The following is a 16,352-nucleotide window of genomic DNA, read 5'->3' on the forward strand; positions in this document are numbered from 1 at the left end:
AAGATTCGCCCCTTTCTGCGCATAGTTTTATGGGCCGACTCTCAGTATGAGGGCGTATGTTCGATAAGGTGCTCGTCGCTAATCGTGGGGAGATAGCGGTGCGCGTCATGCGCGCGTGCGAGGAGTTAGGCATCGGCACGGTAGCCGTCTACTCTGACGCCGACAAGCACTCCGGGCACGTCCGGTATGCGGACGAGGCGTACAACGTCGGCCCGGCCCGTGCCGCCGACTCCTATCTCGACCAGGAAGCGATTATCGACGCGGCCAAGCAGGCCGACGCCGACGCCATCCACCCGGGGTACGGCTTCCTCGCGGAGAACGCCGACTTCGCCGAGCGCGTTCAGGAGACGGCAGGTGTCACCTGGGTCGGGCCCGAAAGCGAGTCGATGGAAGCGCTGGGCGAGAAGACGAAAGCCCGCAAGATCATGCAGTCGGCCGACGTGCCCATCGTCCCGGGAACGACCGACCCGGTCGAGGACCCCGAGGAGGTCGTCGAGTTCGGCGAGGAGAACGGTTTCCCGGTGGCCATTAAGGCTGAAGGGGGCGGTGGCGGCCGCGGGATGAAGATCGTCCACGACCCCGAGGAGGCCGAGGAGCAACTCGAAAGCGCGAAACGGGAGGGCGAGGCGTACTTCTCGAACGACTCCGTCTATCTCGAACGCTACCTGGAGAACCCCCGCCACATCGAGGTCCAGATCATCGCCGACCACCACGGCAACGTCCGCCACCTGGGCGAGCGCGACTGCTCGCTCCAGCGCCGCCACCAGAAGGTCATCGAGGAAGGACCATCACCCGCGCTGAACGACAATCTCCGCGAGCAGATCGGGAACGCCGCCCGTCGCGGCGTCCGCGAGTCCGACTACTACAACGCCGGGACCGTCGAGTTCCTCGTCGAGGAGGACACCGACCGCGAACCCGGCGAACTGCTCGGCGAGGACGCGAACTTCTACTTCCTCGAAGTGAACACCCGCATTCAGGTCGAGCACTGCGTCACCGAGGAGATCACAGACATCGACATCGTGAAGTGGCAACTGCGGGTGGCGATGGACGAGGAGATCACCTTCGCACAGGACGACGTGAAGATCGAGGGCCACGCGATGGAGTTCCGCATCAACGCCGAGAACGCCGCCGACGACTTCGCCCCCGCGACCGGCGGCAGCCTCGACACCTACGACCCGCCGGGCGGCATCGGCGTCCGCCTCGACGATGCACTCAGGCAGGGCGATGATCTTGTCACCGACTACGACTCGATGATTGCGAAGCTCATCACCTACGGCGGGGACCGCGATGAGTGCATCGAGCGCGGGAAACGGGCGCTCAAAGACTTCGACATCGAGGGCATCCCGACCGTCATCCCGTTCCACCGCCTGATGCTCACCGACGAGAAGTTCGTGGGCGGCACGCACACCACGAAGTACCTCGACGAGCAACTCGACCGCACCCGCGTCGAGGAAGCCCAGGAGAAGTGGGGCACCGTCACCGAATCCGACGAGGGTGAGGACGAGGAAGTCGTCGAGCGGGAGTTCACCGTCGAGGTCAACGGCAAGCGCTTCCAGGTCGACCTCGAGGAGCGCGGCGCACCGCCCATTAACGTCGGCGACGTGGACGCCGACGGCGGGAACCAGCCACAGCGACCACAGGGCGGCGGTAGCTCCGACAGCGGGGGCGGCAGTGCGAGCGCCGCCGAGGGCCAGGAAGTCGCCGCGGAGATGCAGGGCACGATTCTGGAGGTCAACGTCGAGGAAGGCGACGAGGTAGAAGCCGGCGATGTCCTCTGCGTGCTGGAAGCGATGAAGATGGAAAACGACATCGTCGCCGAGCGCGGCGGCACCATCAACGACGTGGCCGTCAGCGAGGGCGAATCCGTCGACATGGGCGACTTGCTCTTTGTGATTGGGTGAGCTAGCGAGCGCTGTCTCGCCGTCTGCAGACGCCTTTTATTCCGGCCGGTCGAAGCCCCGCACATGAACGAAACACGCCACTGGGTGCTCGACGCGCTGGCGGACGGTCCCGTGTCGGGGCCGGCCCTCGCCGATGAGCTGGACATCTCCCGCTCTGCGGTCTGGAAACACGTGGAAGCGCTCCGTGACGAGGGATTCGAGATCCGCAGCGACGACGCGGGCTACGTCCTCGACTCAGTGCCGGAGTTCGGGGCGAGCGCGGTCGAGTATGGCCTCGACGCACCGTTTTCCGTCGAGTACCACGACAGCATTCCGAGCACGAACGCACGCGCTCGGGACCTGGCGGGGGAGGGCACGTCGAATGTCGTGGTGTTGGCCGACGAACAGACAGGGGGCCGGGGCCGGCTCGACCGCGACTGGCACTCGCCCAGCGGCGGGGTCTGGCTCTCAGTGCTGTTCCGGCCCGACGTGCCGATGGCCCACGCGCCGGTGTTTACGCTCGCGGCGGCCGTCGCAGTGACGCGGGCGGCCCGCGAAGCCGGCGTCGAGGCCGGTATCAAGTGGCCCAACGACGTGCTCGTCCGCCACGGCGACACGGAGCGGAAACTGGTCGGCATCCTCACCGAGATGGAGGGCGAGGCCGACCGCGTCTCGTGGGTCGTCGTCGGTATCGGCGTCAACGCGAACGTCGACCCCGCGGACCTCCCCGACGAAGCGAACCCGACGAGTCTCTCGGCCGAACGCGGCGAGCCGGTCGACCGACGACTGTTCACGCAGCGACTGCTAGAGGAGTTCCACGCGCTACGACAGGATCCCGAGAGCGTGCTCGACGCCTGGCGTGAGTACGCAACGACACTGGGAAAACAGGTCCGTGTCGAGACGCCGTCAAGGACTGTCGAGGGCGAAGCGGTCGACATCCAGTTCCCGGGTGCGCTCGTCATCGAAACAGAATCCGGTACCGAGATCGTTTCAGCGGGCGACTGCGAGCATCTCCGGCCGCTCGCGGAGTGAGAACGCCGACGCAGCGAGCGGGCTCACTGGGGAACGCCCGCGGGCTGTTCGCCTTCCGGCACGTCCTCCGAAGTTGTCTCTACCGGCACGGTGACGACCGGGACGTGGGCCGACCGGACGACCCGCTCGGCCACGCTCCCCAGCAGCAGGCGGTCGATGCCACCGCGGCCGTGGGTCCCCATGACGATGAGATCACAGTCGTGCTGGCCCGCGTAATCGACGATTTCCCGGCTCGGACTCCCCTCAGACGTGGCCCGGGTGAGGGGGACATCGTCGGCAACGAGTCGCCTCACCATGTCCAGTGCCTGCTCGCCCTCGCGGTGGAGTGATTGGGTAACACTCTCCCACGTCGGTTCATGCGGGAGCGTCGAGAACCGACCGGTGTCGACGACGTACAGCGCGTGAATCTCGCTGTCGTGGGCCGTCGCGAGCGTTTCAGCGTGTTCGAGTACGTCTCGTGTGCCCGCAGACCCATCAGTCGGTACCAGTATCCGGTCGTACATACTGTCATGTTGACCGGCCGAGCGCATAGTAGTTTGGTAACTGATAGCACATACCAGAAATGTCGGACAGTCAGCTCAGTTCAGCTCTCGCTCCCGTTCGAACTCGGCGGTGGCGTCGTCGGCCGACGGGTCGTCAAGGACCCGTTCGAGTCGGCGTTCCAGTTCGGCCTCGGCTATCTCCCCGTTGGCGTAGCGCTCGGAGAGCCGTTCGACGGGGTCTGGTCCGTCGGCTCCGGTCGTCCCCGCCGCATCGGTTCCCCGCGCCTGTGATACGTCGGTGGCCGACGCCGTCTCATCGTCTCCACCGATGACGGTCGACGCGAGCCAGTACACAGCGTAGCCGAGAGCCGCCAGGACTCCGATTGTGGCGGCCAGGGAGACGATCCCGAACAGGAGGCCGATCAAGCCCCACACCAGTTCGAACACGAAACTCACGACAGTGAGGACGACGATCAACGAGACGACCCCTAATAGGCCGTACAGCAGCACTTTCAGCGGCGTACTCAGGGCGCGGTCAGTGGTGGAGGGCATCACCCAGAATTACTGTTCCCAAAGTGATAAGAATTAGTCTGCCGCTGGATAGAGGACCCGGCGAACGTCGGCCGCCCCCGCTCGGCGCACGACGGCCCGAACCGGGTTTCGCGCACCGGAGAGATTGTCCGAGTCCCCGTCGAGGACTTGCAGGCGTGCTGGCTGTCCGGTCTTGATGAGGCCGCCGCCAAGCCCTGCGATTTCGGCCCCGTTGACGGTCGCCATCCGCAACACCTCGCGGGCCGAGAGGTCGTACAGCTTCGCGGTGAACTCCATCTCGCGGAACATCGACGGGCTGTTGAGCATGACGTTGTCCGTCCCGAGCGCGACCGTCGTCCGCTCGGCCAGTTCCTCGACCGGCGGGCGGCCCACGTCCGTGACGATGTTCGACCGGGGACAGACGACGACCGGGAGTTCGCTGTCCGCGACCCGCTGGAGGTGTAGATCCTCAGCGTGAACCATGTGGACGAGGAAATCCGGATCCAGGTCGAGCGCGGGGTTGATGTCGGAACTGTCGACCTCGCCTGCGTGGATGCCGAACAGTTTCCCGGCGTCCCGCGTAGCGCGCCGTTCCGCCCCGAACTCGCTGTCGTTGGCCCCGCTCGCGCCGAACCCGTCGGCCAGCTCCATCGCGTCTGTCGTCTCACGTCCGAGAATCACGCTTTCGAGGTCCGACCCAGCCAGCGCGTCCTGTATCGCGCGGACGCCCTCCACGCCGCCCTCCCGAAACTCGATGAACGCGCCGGTCCCGGCTTGCTCCATGAACGATAGCGACCGTGCCATTGCAGCGACCAGTTCGTCCTGACTGGCATCCCGAAGCAGGCGGTGTTTCAGCCCGTCCGGTGGCGCGACCAGTTCTTCCAGCGAGAGCCCCTCACCGGCCTCCTTGGCGATGGAGTCGCCGATGTGCGTGTGGGCGTTGACGAACGACGGCACCACGATGTCGTCGCTGTCGACTGCGGCCTCCTCGACCGCGGTTATCTCCCCATCCTCGACGACGACGCGGCCCTCGACAGCCTCGAACGACCGCCCCGTCAGAATCGTCCCTTCGAGAATCATACTTGCTGTTCGCCCGTTCTCTCAGTTAAACTCATCGAGGGTCGCGTGGATACCCGGCCGCACGTCCCGGACCCTGGCTCCGTCGAGGTCGAGTCCCAGTTCGCGGATCGCCGCCGCGCCGACCCGCTCGCTCTCGGCTTCCGGGGCGTAGACGCCGAGCCGCCACTGGTCACGCTGGGCGGCGCGGATAGCGTTGACCAGCGTCGACTGCTCGCCGAGCCGGCGGACCTCGCCGTTGACGAGGACGCGGCTGCTCGACTCGGTCATCGACGGCTCGGGCGGGATATCGAGGATGACAGCGTCGCTGTCGACGTTCGCTTCGTCGGCAATCGTCTCCTCCATCGTTCCGACCGCTTCGTGGTCAGCCGCCAGCACCTCGTCGGGCACGGCCTGTCGCTCCGCCCAGACGGCGCGCTTGTACAGGTCCCGATGGCTCAGCCGCCGGGCGTACGCCGCCGTCGCCTCACACTGACGCAGCGCCACGAGCAGGTCGCTGTCGTCCCACCTTCGCAGCGTCTCAGCCGTTGCGTCCGTCGCGGCGAGCAGCCTCTCCGTCCCTCGCCTGAGCATCGACTTGGCGATGCGGGCAACGTGGTGCTGGTAGACGGTCGGATTCATCAGCGCTCGCGCGAGCAGGAGCGACTCGGCCGTCTGGACGTTCCCCTCGTCCAGCACGAGTTCGCCGTCGACGAAACTCAGCTCTCGGACCAGCCGCTCGTGGTCGATGGTCCCGTAGGGAACGCCCGTGTGGTGGGCGTCACGGACCAGATAGTCCATCCGATCCACGTCCAGTTCCCCGGAGACAAGCTGGCCCAGTTCGCCCTCCCCTGCGACCAGTCCGGCCACGCGGTCCGGATTGAGGCCGTGTTCCGAGAGGACCCGCGCGACGGGACCCTCACCCAGCAGTTCGTCCACGTCGTCGTGGTACTTCCCGGTCCGACGGTGGATGAGTGCCTCAACGTTGTGGCTGTACGGCGAATGTCCCACGTCGTGGAGCAACGCCGCGGCACGGACCCGTTCGGCCTGCTGGCCCTCGATGCCGAGATGGGACAGCGCCCGGTCCGCGAGATGGTAGACCCCCAGCGAGTGCTCGAATCGAGTGTGGTTCGCCGAGGGGTAGACGAGCGTCACCGTGCCGAGCTGTGAGATGTGTCGGAGCCGCTGGACCGGTGGCGTATCGAGCAGCGCTGCGGCGACCCCCTGGACCTCGATGTGGTCGTGGACGCTGTCTTTGATCGTGGTCATTGCCGTGGCCTACGAAAGCGGCCGGCAAAACCGTTCGCCACCATACGCGCCACAATCGCCGTCCCTAGCGCGGGACCCAGCCGTAGATGTGGTTCAGCATGACGTACGTCACGAGGCCGAGAAAGAGGCTCAGCCCCCAGGCGGAGACCGCGATGCGACCCACGCGGGCGTGCACCGTCTCCCTGAGTTCGGCCGGGGAGTGGGTCAGCCCGAGGACGACCGCGTGGACGACGACGGGGACGGACACCGCAGACAGCAGGATGTGGACGGCGAGCATCACGATGTACGCGGTCCAGACGGCCCCTTCGGCGACGATTTCCTTCTCGAAGCCGCCGCCGACCTTGAGGATGTACAGGACCAGAAAGGCCATGATGAGGGCGAAGGCGGTCAGCATCGCCGTGCGGTGTTTCTGTACCTGATCGGTCTTGATGAAGTAGACGCCGACGACGATTGCCAGCAGCGCGATGCTGTTGACGACGGCGATTGCGTCACCCAGCAGGATGACGGTGTCCCGCGAGAACTCCGGCAGCGGCAACACGCCGCCGAACGCGCCGAACACGAGCGCGTAGCCAACGACCGAGACGACGGCGGTGACGAGTCGCGGACGAGCGCGGGCACGCGACTGGAGTCTGTCTGCGACGGCCATACTCGGACTCCGGCCCGGAGTGGTAACTGTGTTCTGAAACGGGCGAGAACAACAGCGGTGTTGCGACTCGGAGCAGCGGCTCCCGGTTCGGAGAACAGAAAAAAGTCAGCGTGGAAGCGGTACCGAACTCAGGCGAAGGTCCGGGAGACCTCTTCGTCGTCGGTGTCCTCCTGCTGGATTTTCTCCCAGGCGTTGTGGAAGTCAGCCATCGTGACCTCGGTCCGGTCGTCGCGGATGGCGAACATCCCGGCCTCGGTACAGATGGCTTTCACGTCAGCACCGGAGGCATCCGTTATCTCCTCGGCCAGCGCCTCGAAGTCCACGTCGTCGGCGACGTTCATGCTGCGGGTGTGGATCTTGAAGATCTGCTCACGGCCCTCCTTGTCGGGGTTCGGGACTTCGATGAGGCGGTCGAAGCGACCGGGGCGGAGGATGGCGCGGTCGAGCATGTCGAAGCGGTTCGTCGCCGCGATGATGCGGATGTCACCGCGGTCGTCGAAGCCGTCCATCTCAGAGAGCAGCTGCATCATCGTCCGCTGGACCTCGGCGTCGCCGGAGGTCTTGGATTCGGTGCGTTTGGCCGCGATGGCGTCTATCTCGTCGATGAAGACGACGGCGGGCTCTTCCTGACGGGCCAGTTCGAACAGGTCACGGACGAGCTTCGCGCCCTCGCCGATGAACTTGTGGACCAGCTCTGAGCCCGCCATCTTGATGAACGTCGCGTCGGTCTCGTTGGCGACCGCTTTCGCCAGCATCGTCTTCCCTGTGCCGGGCGGGCCGTGCAGCAGGACGCCGCTTGGCGGGTCGATGCCCACGTCCTCGAACATCTCGGGGCTCTTCAGCGGCATCTCGACGGTCTCGCGGACCTCCTCCATCTGCTCTTCGATGCCGCCGATGTCGGCGAAGGTGACATCCGGCGACTGATCGACCTGCATCACGCGGGCGCGAACGTCGGTCTCGTCGTCGAGCTGTTTGACGATAGAGAGGGAGTTGTTGACGGCGACGCGGTCGTCCGGTTCGAGGTCCTCGCGCATCTCGTCGGTGACCTCTGTCAGGGCCTCCTGGTTGTTGCCGTGCTGTTTGATTATCACGCCGTCACTGGACAGCTCCTGGACGGTGGCGACAAACAGCGGCGACTGCTTGAGCTTCTTGTTCTCGTGTGTGAGCCGTTCGAGCTTCTGCTGGTACTTGTTGTTCTCAGCGTTCGCGTCAAGCAGCTTGTCGCGCATCTCCTCGTTCTGGGATTCGAGCACCTCCAGCCGCTCCTGCAGCGCCTCGATCTTCTGTTGCTGAGACGCGTCATCGTCGTACGGCATGTCGACCTCGTCGACGGTGTCGGTCATTACGACGCCTTTAGTAGGTGTATCGTTATGAGGCTTCGGGTAGTGCCAGAAACTGTATCGCCCGGCGTGAGCGCCGTGGGGGCCGCTACTGGCCGCTTCCCGTCTGTGGGTCCGAAACCGGCACGTTTCTTGGCCCCCGCTCGGAACACCCGTCCATGCCAAGCGAACGCGAGGAAGTCATCATCGTGGGCGGGGGTGTCGCCGGTCTCTCGGCGGCGATTTTCACCGCTCGCGCCGACCTATCGACCCGAATCATCTCGACGGGCGAGTCGATACTGAACCGCAACGCACACCTGGAGAACTTCCCCGGGTTCCCCGCCGGAATCAACCCGCGGCTCCTGCTCGAACTCATGCGGGCACAGGCGCGGCGTGCCGGCGTCTGGTTCATCGACGGCGAGGCCGAACAGGTCGAACAAACCGACAGCGGTTTCGAGGTGACCTGCGCCGACGGGGAGTCCTACGACGCGACGTACCTCATCGCCGCGTCCTGGTCGGACCCGTCGTATCTGGCGGGGCTAGACATCTCGCTCGTCGACCGCGGGTCGAAGCAGTTCATCTCGACCGACGACCAGGGCCGAACAGAGGTCGACGGGCTGTACGCGGCCGGCCGGCTGGCCGAGCAGCACCACCAGACAATCGTTGCCGCTGGCCACGGTGCACAGGTCGGACTCACACTGCTGGAGGACTCCGACGTTGACTTCTATCACGACTGGACCGCTCCGGAGGGGTATTTCACCGGGCGCGACCGTCCGGTTCCGCCGGGCTGTGAGGAGATCGACGAAGCGGAGCGCAAGAAGCGTGAACAGGAGTCACTGGAAGTCATGCAGCGGTACTTCGAGGAGCCGATGCCGGGCGAGCCGACGATGCATCCGAGCGTCGACGAGGACGAGCTGTCAGACTGATAGTGACTATGACGCCGTTTCGAGCGAGCGTGCGACGGACTGCAGTCGCTCGATCCGCTCGGCCGTCGGCGGATGGGACCGCGTTTCGACGGACAGGGAGTCGGTCGACGCCTCCGTATCAAATCCGTATGGGAGAAAGCACAGGCCGCGGACGCCCGCGGACGCGGTGCGCTTGTCGGTCCCCGGGCGGTCGCCGTCGCTGTCGAGCGTCTCCAACGCCGTGACGAGCGCGGCAGGGTTCCCGGTCAACTGCGCCGCGCTCCGGTCGGCGGCGAACTCCCGAGCGCGAGAGAGCGAGCGTCCGAGGACGACGACGGGCGCGGTGAACACGCCCAGCGCGACACCACCGAACAACACCGTCACCGCGAACAGAAACAGGAACCCCAGCGTGAACGAGAGGCTCCCGAACGGGGCGTCGAGCACCCGGGCGCTGAACACGTACGCGAGACCGAGCGCCAGCAGCCCCAGTACGTAGCGACTCCCGCCCGGGAACAGGTCATCGAGCGGGTCGTACTCGCCGTTGGTCAGCGACGGGAGGAAGCTGGCTAGGGTCATGACGGTCGCGTCGCGGTTGGCGATATGCATGAGTTCGTGGGCCAGCACCGCATCGAGTTCGTCGCCGTCGAGCGTCGACAGCAGCCCCTCGCTGACAACGACTGTCGCCCCGCCGAGGGTTCCGACGGCGAAGCTGTTCGGCACGGCAGCCTCCGCAACGGCGACTTGCGGCGGTGTGAGGTCGGCCAGTTGTGCGAGCCGTTGCACCCGCTCGTGGAGGTCGGGGTACTCCTCGGGGCCGACGATGCGGGCGTCGACCTCGGCCATCGTCTGGGCGCTCGTGTAGCGAAGCTGTGCCCAGACGAACGCCACGAGCGCCGGGACGAGGACCGCCAGCCACCAGGCGATCCGCGCCGACGCGCCACCGAACGGGAGGCGGGCCGCGACGGCGTCCTGCACGGGGGCGAGCCAGGGCGTCAGGAGTACCGCCGCAGTGGCGATCACCGCAACGTCGATGGCGAGGAGCAGCAGGAGGGTCCACAGCATCCGGCGGGTCAGTGTCCGCATAGGGTTGGTTCAGCTATACCCACAGCGAATGAAAGGTTTTCTGCTCCGACGGGTCGGTGGTGAGGGAAGATATTTACTCCACCGCCGGAAACCCCCTCGTAGTGTCAACGAAGCTGGTACGTGCCGCCCTCGCCCTCCTCTGTGCAGTTGCGGTCCTGTTCGGCACGGCGCTGTTTCCCGGCGCGCTCGGCGTCGAGTTCGGCTCAGATGGGCCACTCGACAGCGGGGCAGGCGGGCCGGTCACGCCCGACGGGACAGCGCCAGACGACAGCGACGGTGAGCCGACGCCGGTAGCGACAAGCGACGGGGCGGCGACACCGACCCCGGTGGCGACGAACGACGAGGCGGAGTCGACCGTGACAGCAACGCCGACGGAAACGGAGGCGGCAACTGATACACCCGGAGGAGACGCTGATAGCGGTTCTCCGCTGCTGGTGAAACTGTTCGGACTGGCGCTGATCGGCGGGTTCGGTCTCGTCGCTGTCGGCGTCATTCGGGCGGCATCGAAGGAGGACCGCGACGGCTCGACAGCCGCCGGGACCCTTCTCCCGGTCGTCGACAAACTGGTCGGAACGGTCGCCGGGGCGGTTTCGAGCGGCGCGGTCGGGCGGACTTTCGGCCGGATTCCACAGGTGACGACCGCCGCCCTGCTCTCGGGGTCGTCGGCCCTCGCACGGGTCGGAAAGGGTGTCAGCACCGTCTCCAGCGGCGTCCTGACCGGATTGGCGACGGGCATTGGGTCAGTCGGAACGATGTCACTGCGGGGGGTCGCCGGACTGCCGAGTGCCCTTGGGTCGCTTTCCGTTACCCCGTTCAAGGCACTCGGCGGCCTCGGCGGGAGCGGCGGCTTCCTCACCTCGGTTCGAAGCGGTCTCGACAGCCCATCGCTGTTTGGCTCGTCTGACTCGACGACCGAGCGGACGACGACCACTGCCGCGACAGAGACGGACGACGGACCGGATATCGATTCGCTGTCGATTCAGGACGCCTGGGCGCTGCTGGCTGACCGCGTGTCCGTGTCGGACCCCGAGACGGCGACGCCCGGCGAGTACGCCCGCCGGGCCATCGACAGCGGGCTCCCGGCCGAACCCGTGCGCCGGCTGACCGTCCTCTTTCGGGAGGTCACATACGGCGGAGAATCGCCCACCGCGGAACGAACCGAATCGGCACGTGACGCGCTCAGACAGGTCCTCGGGGGCGGTGAGGACTGATGAGCGACGTGGAGTCAAAAGACGGGCAAGGCGAAACCGCCCGGGAAACGATCGATGTCAGCGTCGAACGCCCGGCACCGGGACGCAGGGTCGTCCAGTACAGCTTGCTGGGCCTCGCCGCGCTTGCCGGCGCGGTGTTCGTCGTGACTTTCCCTTCGGTCCTGCCGAAGGTCGACAGCGGGACGACCCGGAGCATCCGGGTCGTCGCAAGTATCAGCGCTGCCGTCATCGGCCTTTTCGGCCTGTACTCCGTCGTTCGGACGCGAGACTCGAACCTGCCGCCGGTGAAAGGGAGCCAACCGCGGGACCCGTATCACGACGGCGACGACGACGAGCCCGAGGAGTTGCTCGACGAGCTACTGGAGCCGGAGACAACGCAGGCGGAACCAGACGACCTCGTCGGCGACGAAATCGACGATCTGCTGTCGGAAATCGATGGCCGCGTCGACCCCTACAGCGGACTCGAAGCGAGCTACGCGTCCGAAGTCCGGAACAGGCTCCGTGAGACCGTACGACAGGTGCTGGTCGAGACGACGGACATGTCGCCGGAGGAGGCCGCCCGGGCAGTCCGCAATGGGTCATGGACCGAGGACCGTCGGGCGGCCGCCTTCCTCGGCGGCCCGGAGGCTCCCGACCCGCCCATCGAGGTGCAGCTTCGGGATTGGGCCAGCGGCGAAGGGTTCGACCGGAAAGTCGAGGCCGCGACAGCCGAGATACGCCGGCTCCAGCGAGGTGAGCGCGCGTGACCACGCGCGAGACGACCCAGCGCAACGTCGGCGTCTCGGCCGCGCTGGTCGCCGGCGGAGCCGGCATCGTCACCGGGACCCCAGCGGTTTTCATGGTCGCGGCGGTGGCGCTGGTGTATGCGGCCTATCAGGCGGCCATCGGTGACCCGGAGCCGACGCTGACAGTCGAGCGGCACATCGAGCCGACCGACCCGCTCCCCGGCTCAGAAGTGACGGTGACGGTGACGCTCACGAACGACGGGGAGACGACCCTGCCCGACGTTCGCGTCCTCGACGGCGTTCCGGAGCGGCTGGAAGTGGTCGAGGGGTCCCCGCGCTTTGGCACCCATCTCGAAGCCGGCGCGTCGGAGTCGGTCACCTACACCGTCGAAGCCCGGCGCGGCGACCACGCCTTCACCGACATGGCGGTGGTCTGCCGGAATCTGACCGGAACCGTCGAGTTCGCCGAGCAGGTGGCCGTCGAGACGACGGTGTCGTGCAGTGCAGACGTGAACACCGTCTCGCTCTCCGGCAAAACGCTCGCGCAGTCCGGACGGGTGCCGACCGACGCCGGCGGGAACGGGCTCGCCTTCTACGCTATCCGCGAGCACCAGTCCGCGGACCCGATGAGCCGGGTCGACTGGAACCGCCTCGCCAAGACGAACGAACTGGCGACGGTCGAGTTCAAGGAGACGCGAGCGGCCACTGTCGTGGCGCTCGTCGATTCGCGACACGCCGTCGCGAGCGAGGCGAACGCGCCCACCGCCGTCCAGTTCTGTGCCTACGCGGCCCAGCAGGTCGGCTCGGCGCTGCTTGACATGGATAACCGCGTGGGGGCCGCCGTCTACGACAGTTGCGAGACGCTCCAGCCGTCGGCCAATCGGGCACAGGAGCAGCGGTTAGAGGGGTTCCTGGGTGATGTTGCCGGCGGATCAACCGACGGCTCGTCGTCGAGCCGCAATCCATGGCTGTTCGACACGGACACCCGCGCCCCCCGGATGCGGTCGCCGACCGAGATGGCAGACGAGTACGGCATCGCCGACGGTGGCGACGCGGTAGCGACGCTGGACCGCTCGATACCGAGCGAGTCCCAGATCGTGTTCTGTACGCCGCTGCTGGACGACCGAGCGGCCGAGGCGGCGAAGCGGTTCGCCGCGTACGGGCACGCAGTCACGGTCGTCAGCCCGGACATGACGACCGGGGACAGCCCGGGCTGTACCGTCGAGCGAATCGACCGAACGGCCCGCCTCGACGACCTCCGGGGGACGGTTCGAGTCGTCGACTGGACGCCCGCGGAACCACTCGCCAAAGCACTCATCCGCGCAACGGAGCGGTGGGCATGACCGAACTCGACAGCCGACCGGCGGCGTCCAGCGCGGCGCTGGCCGGAACGGTCTCGGTGCTCGTCGCCCTCGGCCTCGGCGTCGCCGTGGGTGACCCGATACCGGTTCTGACCGGCCTCGTCGGCGGGCTCTGTATCGCCGCCGGCGCGTGGGCGCTCCGGAGCGATGACCACACACGGATCGCCGGGGGCAGCGTCGCCGTCGTCATCGGCGCGGCCGTGATCTGTGGGACCGCGCTGCTGGCTGACGACTACTGGTCGCTCAGTGTGGCTCTCGGGTTCTCGCTGGGCGCGACACTCGTCGTCATCGACGCGAGTAGCGGGCTGGTGCCGCCGGCTGACGAACCGGACGAACTCACAAAGACGCTCGAAGAGAATTTCGTGGTGTTGCTCGTCGGCATCGGTGTCGCAATCGCCTGCGGTGTCGCCGCGGCCGTCAGGCTGCCGTGGGTGCTCGTCCGCGTCATCACTGGGTTCTCGATGCATCCGCTCGTTGGCTTCGTGACGCTGCAGGCCGGGTTCCTCTTCGCCCTGTTACTGCTGGACCGAGCCGCTGTGGTGCTGGAGTCATGGATTCCGGCACCCACGGCAACGACCGACCGGGCACTCGACGGATTGGCCCTGGTGGGGACGAGCTGGTGGGACATCGACCTCCCGATCAAAGCCGCCGTGGGCCTGCAGTTGCTCGTGGCGTTCGTCCCGACAGCCCAGGGGCTGTTCGACCGCTTCCTCGCCACCCTTCCGGTGCTCGGACCGGTGCTTCGGGTCGCACTCAGTGGCCCGCTTCATCTCCCGCTCGCGGTCGGGTGTCTGGGGTTGCTGGGGCTGCTCGTCGCCGAACAGCTCCGACAGTGGCTGCTGCAGTGGCTCGGAGACAGCCCCGGGCGGTCGCTCGCGCGACAGGCCGGCGGTATCGCAGTCCCCGCGGTACTGCTACTGAATGCGCTGGTACTGACGGCCGCCGGCGTGACGCGACACGTAGCCCCCACGTTCGGCAATGCCGGCCACTACGGTTCGGCTACCGTCCTTCTCCTCGGCGTCCTCATTTCCGTCGTCGCACTCCGGGCCCTCATCAGGCTGCTGACCGGAATTGCCCGGGCGGATCTCCTCTCACGACGGGTGACCGGGTTCGCGGCCGGGAGCGCGCTGCTGTTTGGCACGACGCTGGTCGCGGCCGAACGCGGCCTCGCACCGCTGTTCGTGCTCGTCGGGTGTGGGGCGGCGCTGCTGGTCTGGGATGGCGGCGTCCACGCCAGCAGTATCGGCTACCAGCTGGGACGGGACGCCGAGACGACGGACAGCGAGTTCGTTCACGTCACCGGAACCGCGGCCGTCCTCGGCGGCGCAATCCTGCTCGTGATGCTCGTCAGGTACGTGCTCATCCCGATGGCGGTTCCGACCACGGCGACCGGGCTCTCGTTCAGTTCGGTGGTTGCACTGGGACTGGTCCTGCTGGCGATAGGGGCCTTCACCCTGGCGTTGAACGCACACGACGACGGACCACGCCTGAGCAGCGACAGGGGCGGCCAGCAGGGCGACCCGTCCGCCAACGATGGCGACTAAGCCCCGCCGGAGAGACAGGGGCTTTTACCCCCGCACCGCGAACCGGCGGGTATGCTGACCGGAGTCAACGTCGTCCTGGGGGTGTCGGGGTCTATCGCGGCCGTCAAGACGGTGGAACTCGCACACGAACTCCGACGGCAGGGGGCGTCCGTCCGGGCCGTGATGACCGACAGCGCTACGGGGATTATCCACCCGTGGGCGCTCTCGTTCGCGACGGACACCGACACCGTCACGGAAATCACGGGCGGCGTCGAGCACGTCGACCTCTGCGGGCGCTCGGGCTGGGGGGACGTACTCCTGCTCGCGCCGGCGACAGCAAACACCGTCGGCAAGGTCGCCGCGGCCATCGACGACACCCCGGTAACGACGTGTGCGACGACCGCCCTCGGTGCGGACGTGCCGGTCGTTATCGCGCCGGCGATGCACGAACCGATGTACGACCACCCCGGCGTGCTGGACGCCATCGACCGCGTCGAGTCCTGGGGCGTCGAGTTCGTCGACCCACGAATCGAGGAGGGAAAGGCCAAGATCGCCACCGAGGAGGCCATCGTGACGGCGACCGCACGGGCCGCCGGCGACCGGTCACTGTCGGGCAAGCACGTCGTCGTGACCGCGGGCGCGACCACCGAGTCGGTCGACCCAGTGCGGACGCTCTCGAACCGTTCCTCGGGCCAGACCGGGCGTGCAGTCGCGCGGGCCTGTTACGTCCGCGGGGCCGACGTGACGCTGGTCCACGACGGACCAGACGTTCCCTACGCCGCCGTCGAGCAGGTCGAATCCGCCGCGGAGATGACCGAGGCCGTGAGCCGGGTCGCCGATTCGGCCGACGCGCTGGTCTCGGCGGCCGCCATCTCGGACTACACCGTCGAGCAGGCTCCCCAGAAGATCAAGAGCGGGCAGGAAGGGCTGACGCTGACGCTCGAACCGACGCCGAAACTCATCGACACCGTTCGAGCGGACCACCCGGATCTCCCTATCGTCGGCTTCAAAGTCGAAAGCGAAGGTGATGACGAGACGCTGATCGAGCGTGCCCGCGAGATCCGCGAGCGGGCCGGGCTGGCCTTCGTGGTCGCAAACGACGCGAGCGTGATGGGAAGCGACGAGACGCGTGCTCTGCTCGTGGACGGCGACACGGCCACGGAGTACGTCGGGGACAAACAGGGCCTCGGCGCTTGTGTCGCGGACGACCTCAGTGCCCATTTGTCCAGCGACGAGCGAGCGCGTAACTGATTACGAAATAGTTTTGCGTGTTCCGTGGTTCCGGTCCGATAACGACAGTATAGCCCGACAAACCGCTTATTCGGAGTT

General features: G+C 66.9%; 15 protein-coding genes. 8 read left to right on the top strand and 7 right to left on the bottom strand.

The annotated features are described in order from the left end of the window. Nucleotides 1–56 precede the first annotated feature (56 nt). Both Harman_RS04410 and Harman_RS04415 read left to right on the top strand, forming a co-directional pair. The gene (locus Harman_RS04410; protein WP_137682587.1) at nucleotides 57–1,901 is read left to right on the top strand and encodes an acetyl-CoA carboxylase biotin carboxylase subunit; all 1,845 of its coding nucleotides are present in this window, start codon (nucleotides 57–59) and stop codon (nucleotides 1,899–1,901) included. Between the two features lie 63 nt (nucleotides 1,902–1,964). Then, nucleotides 1,965–2,912, top strand: coding sequence for a biotin--[acetyl-CoA-carboxylase] ligase (locus Harman_RS04415; protein ID WP_137682588.1), 948 nt, complete (start codon nucleotides 1,965–1,967; stop codon nucleotides 2,910–2,912). A gap of 23 nt (nucleotides 2,913–2,935) precedes the next feature. On the opposite strand, the gene Harman_RS04420 is transcribed toward Harman_RS04415, so the two are convergent. The 6 genes from Harman_RS04420 to pan1 form a co-directional block, all read right to left on the bottom strand. Then, nucleotides 2,936–3,415, bottom strand: a complete 480-nt coding sequence (locus Harman_RS04420; protein ID WP_137682589.1) for a universal stress protein — start codon at nucleotides 3,413–3,415, stop codon at nucleotides 2,936–2,938. 75 nt (nucleotides 3,416–3,490) lie between these two features. After that, nucleotides 3,491–3,946 carry an SHOCT domain-containing protein gene (locus Harman_RS04425; protein ID WP_137682590.1) on the bottom strand — a complete coding sequence of 152 codons (456 nt, stop codon included), beginning with the start codon at nucleotides 3,944–3,946 and terminating at the stop codon, nucleotides 3,491–3,493. Nucleotides 3,947–3,979: 33 nt separating this feature from the next. Further along, nucleotides 3,980–5,005: an amidohydrolase family protein gene (locus tag Harman_RS04430; protein WP_137682591.1), complete on the bottom strand. Its 1,026-nt coding sequence runs from the start codon at nucleotides 5,003–5,005 to the stop codon at nucleotides 3,980–3,982. Between the two features lie 21 nt (nucleotides 5,006–5,026). Beyond that, nucleotides 5,027–6,250: an HD domain-containing protein gene (locus tag Harman_RS04435; RefSeq protein WP_137682592.1), complete on the bottom strand. Its 1,224-nt coding sequence runs from the start codon at nucleotides 6,248–6,250 to the stop codon at nucleotides 5,027–5,029. A 64-nt stretch (nucleotides 6,251–6,314) separates the two neighbouring features. After that, complete coding sequence (locus tag Harman_RS04440; RefSeq protein WP_137682593.1) at nucleotides 6,315–6,896, bottom strand: DUF420 domain-containing protein; 582 nt, start codon at nucleotides 6,894–6,896, stop codon at nucleotides 6,315–6,317. Between the two features lie 128 nt (nucleotides 6,897–7,024). Continuing rightward, nucleotides 7,025–8,239 carry a proteasome-activating nucleotidase Pan1 gene (pan1, locus tag Harman_RS04445; protein WP_137682594.1) on the bottom strand — a complete coding sequence of 405 codons (1,215 nt, stop codon included), beginning with the start codon at nucleotides 8,237–8,239 and terminating at the stop codon, nucleotides 7,025–7,027. Between the two features lie 155 nt (nucleotides 8,240–8,394). Here pan1 and Harman_RS04450 point away from each other — a divergent pair, with 155 nt between their 5' ends. Further along, nucleotides 8,395–9,141, top strand: a complete 747-nt coding sequence (locus tag Harman_RS04450) for an NAD(P)/FAD-dependent oxidoreductase (protein ID WP_137682595.1) — start codon at nucleotides 8,395–8,397, stop codon at nucleotides 9,139–9,141. A 6-nt stretch (nucleotides 9,142–9,147) separates the two neighbouring features. Here the strand turns inward: Harman_RS04450 and Harman_RS04455 are convergent, their stop codons facing one another. Beyond that, entirely contained in the window at nucleotides 9,148–10,203 is a 1,056-nt protein-coding gene (locus Harman_RS04455; RefSeq protein ID WP_137682596.1) for a M48 family metalloprotease, read from the bottom strand. Between the two features lie 101 nt (nucleotides 10,204–10,304). Here Harman_RS04455 and Harman_RS04460 point away from each other — a divergent pair, with 101 nt between their 5' ends. From Harman_RS04460 to coaBC, 5 genes are read left to right on the top strand one after another with little or no spacing between them, the layout of a single operon-like run. Further along, nucleotides 10,305–11,414, top strand: coding sequence for a DUF4129 domain-containing protein (locus tag Harman_RS04460; protein ID WP_137682597.1), 1,110 nt, complete (start codon nucleotides 10,305–10,307; stop codon nucleotides 11,412–11,414). Then, on the top strand, nucleotides 11,414–12,160 hold the full coding sequence (locus Harman_RS04465) for a DUF7269 family protein (protein WP_137682598.1): 747 nt from the start codon (nucleotides 11,414–11,416) through the stop codon (nucleotides 12,158–12,160). The genes Harman_RS04460 and Harman_RS04465 overlap by 1 nt, the downstream gene beginning before the upstream one ends. Then, nucleotides 12,157–13,482 carry a DUF58 domain-containing protein gene (locus tag Harman_RS04470; protein ID WP_137682599.1) on the top strand — a complete coding sequence of 442 codons (1,326 nt, stop codon included), beginning with the start codon at nucleotides 12,157–12,159 and terminating at the stop codon, nucleotides 13,480–13,482. Before Harman_RS04465 ends, Harman_RS04470 begins: the two co-directional genes overlap by 4 nt. Beyond that, entirely contained in the window at nucleotides 13,479–15,044 is a 1,566-nt protein-coding gene (locus Harman_RS04475) for a DUF7519 family protein (protein ID WP_137682600.1), read from the top strand. The genes Harman_RS04470 and Harman_RS04475 overlap by 4 nt, the downstream gene beginning before the upstream one ends. A 51-nt stretch (nucleotides 15,045–15,095) precedes the next feature. Beyond that, nucleotides 15,096–16,274: a bifunctional phosphopantothenoylcysteine decarboxylase/phosphopantothenate--cysteine ligase CoaBC gene (coaBC, locus tag Harman_RS04480; protein ID WP_137682601.1), complete on the top strand. Its 1,179-nt coding sequence runs from the start codon at nucleotides 15,096–15,098 to the stop codon at nucleotides 16,272–16,274. The last annotated feature ends 78 nt before the right edge of the window (nucleotides 16,275–16,352 follow it).

The organism is Haloarcula mannanilytica, from assembly GCF_005406125.1.
In the GTDB taxonomy this organism is placed as follows: Archaea; Halobacteriota; Halobacteria; order Halobacteriales; family Haloarculaceae; genus Haloarcula; species Haloarcula mannanilytica.